At 36.0% G+C, this 2841-nt stretch carries 2 protein-coding genes and 1 pseudogene; 2 read left to right on the top strand and 1 reads right to left on the bottom strand.

What is annotated here, in order from left to right; genetic code table 11:
- Together OKC24_RS19405 and OKC24_RS19400 are read left to right on the top strand one after the other, a co-directional pair.
- A pseudogene (locus OKC24_RS19405) lies at nt 1–654 on the top strand (IS4-like element ISAba33 family transposase); the annotation flags it as partial.
- 3 nt (nt 655–657) lie between these two features.
- Nucleotides 658–975, top strand: a complete 318-nt coding sequence (locus OKC24_RS19400; protein ID WP_104442447.1) for a DUF4236 domain-containing protein — start codon at nt 658–660, stop codon at nt 973–975.
- A 271-nt stretch (nt 976–1246) separates the two neighbouring features.
- On the opposite strand, the gene OKC24_RS19395 is transcribed toward OKC24_RS19400, so the two are convergent.
- Entirely contained in the window at nt 1247–2479 is a 1233-nt protein-coding gene (locus tag OKC24_RS19395) for an ATP-binding protein (RefSeq protein ID WP_087528525.1), read from the bottom strand.
- Between the last annotated feature and the right edge of the window lie 362 nt (nt 2480–2841).

Raw genomic sequence — 2841 nt, 5'->3', positions numbered from 1 at the left:
TGGTAAAGATCGTATTGTGAATGTGTTTGCAGACAGAGAATTTATCGGTGAGAAATGGTTTACATGGTTAATTGAAAATGACATTAACTTCTGTATACGTGTTAAAAAAACTTTATTGTGACCAATTACTTAGCCAAGAATCATAAAATTAGTGATTTATTTCGTCATCTTCAAGTTGGTCAAACTGAATGTCGTAAACGACGTATTTGGGTTGGTCGAGTGAAACTGTATATTAGTGCGCTACGATTAGAAGATGGAGAACTTTTACTTGTTGTTTCTCCTATGTTTAATGCTTCTGCTATTCGTGATTATGCATTACGCTGGGAAATCGAAACCTTATTTAGTTGTCTCAAAGGACGTGGATTCAATCTTGAAAATACTCGTTTAACAGACCCTAGACGAGTCAAGAAATTGATAGCAGTGCTAGCTATCGGTTTCTGTTGGTGCTATTTAACAGGTGAATGGCAACATGATCGGAAAAAAGCGATAAAAATAAAGAAGCATGGACGACTTTCAGTAAGTTTATTTCGCTACGGTTTGGACTATGTTCAAATGGCTATTCTACGTTTGATTGGTTTTGGAAAAAAAGAAGAATTTAAGAAAGTGCTAGCAATTTTAAGAAAGAAAAAGCCTGATAGGACAAGGATCCTATGAAATTTGTCGTGTACAGAGAAATTATTCCCGGGTTTTAAAATTAATCTGACCCATAAAGGCATCAGCAGTGCCAGCATTGGCAAACCTGGTACTTCTCTAAATATTGGGAAAAAAGGTACGCGAACCAGTGTCGGCATTCCAGGTACGGGACTATCTTACTCTAAACACCAACCTTACTCTAAAAAGACCCGTGTTCCACAACCGACATCGCTAGAACACACGGAATATAATCCTCAGAGTTTAGAACAACCGAAGACAAAGATCTGGCCTTGGATCATTTTTGGAATATTGTGTTTTATGGTGGGTGCCGTCATTTTTTAGCAAGAACAGCATTGTATTTTGATCAAAAAAAATGCCCACATGGATGAATGGGCAAACTAAGGAATTAATATCCTTCAGAAACTCCAGCGCAATTCTCGCTACTTTCAGTAAGCGACTCTGGCTCAATCATGAGGGTCTGACTCAATCGAATCGAGGTAAATCGATCCATCACAATTGGAGCAGAAATTATGCTTGAATACATTCTTGGATGATGCTGAAAAGTCTTTGAGCTTTAATCAATAAATAAGAGTATTCATGTCTACCCTCAACTTTACTTATTTTCAGATAGCAACCAATCGAGAGCACTCATTTTTACAATACCATTATAATTTGCTTCAGCCCCTATCGTGTCTAAGGTAAGTAAATATTTGGGATACGAATCAGAAATTTTCTGTAATGGACGTAACTCTCGGCTGAGTGTCTCCTCATTGAGCGTTTCTAATGCCACTTGATAATAAGTTAAATTCTGTAAAGTATCGACAGCAACAAAATCAATTTCATATTCATCAACCCGCCCTACATAGACCGTATAACCTCGTCTGATAAGCTCAAGATAAATTACATTTTCTAAGATATGACCTTGATCAGCATTAGCATCAGGCAACATAATCCGGCGCAATCCGACATCAACTAAATAGTATTTTTCAGAGGATTGTAATAACTCACGCCCGCGTACTTTAAATTGTGCAGCACTATAAAATAACAAACTGTCCTGTAAGCCCTGAATATAGCGTTTTACTGTTTCAAATGAAATTTTAACCCCACTTGAAACAAAGGTATTTTTAATTTTATTGATGGAAATAGGTGAGCCTGTCACGCTTGCCAAATATCTTGCGACACGCTCGAGAGAGTTAATATCGGCAGTATTCAAACGGGGAATAACATCTTTAAACATTACACTGGCATAGACCGCTTGCAAGTAATCATAAGTTTCTTGCTGGCTAGTCATGGCAAGCGTATAAGGGAAACTACTGCGCGTATACATGGCATACAAATCACGATTGGATAATTGTTGGATGATCGGATTATTTTCAATATGCCACTGTTTAAATTCTTGGAATGACAAAGGTAGAACATGTTGCTCGATATAGCGTCCTGTAAGTAAAGTCGCAAGTTCTCCACTTAGAAAGAATGCGTTTGAGCCTGTAATATATAAATCGATATAATCCCGAACATATAAAGAGTCGACCACTTTCTCAAAATTGGTAACATGTTGTATTTCATCTAAAAAAACATAGTTTTTTTTACTTTTATCAACTTTAGACAGTACATAATCATGTAGTTTACGGTAATCTGTGAGTTCTTCAAATTCCATAAATTCGAAATTGATAGCAATGATGTTTTCGGCTTGTACACCCTGTGCTTTTAGGTCTTGTTGAAACATCGCCAATAAGGTGGATTTTCCAGAGCGACGCACACCTGAAAGTACTTTAATGACATCACGGTCTTGCCATGTATTCAGAAATTTTAAGTAGCCATCACGTCGAATATTAGCGCTTCTCATTATTTACACTTAGAATCTAAAGTTTTAATAAATTCTATCAAATTTTAGAACGTATATGTAAATATATTTAATTTTAGAAAAAGTTTAAAGGTTAAGTGAAACATTCAAAACTACTGTTGAAGTATGCAAACAGCAGATTTGATGAAAATCCAAATTCTGTCTTTTTGATTATTTTCCATGTCATGTTATGTCATTGATGCTGCGACTTAACTGCTATATAAATTAAGTGAAAAGTAAAAGGAATTAATATGTTAACTAGAGTGGAACTCATTTTTGTTGTGCTGATGGTCTCAGCCTTAATCCTAATTGCTTATGAAATGGGCTTTGTTGCATAAACATTCAAAAGCTGAGTTCTCCCCAAT

The sequence above is a fragment of the Acinetobacter entericus genome (genome assembly GCF_026168575.1).
Classification (GTDB): Bacteria; Pseudomonadota; Gammaproteobacteria; order Pseudomonadales; family Moraxellaceae; genus Acinetobacter; species Acinetobacter bouvetii.
The sequence above is the reverse complement of the archived record's forward strand: the minus strand, read 5'-3'. Positions and strand labels throughout refer to the sequence as shown.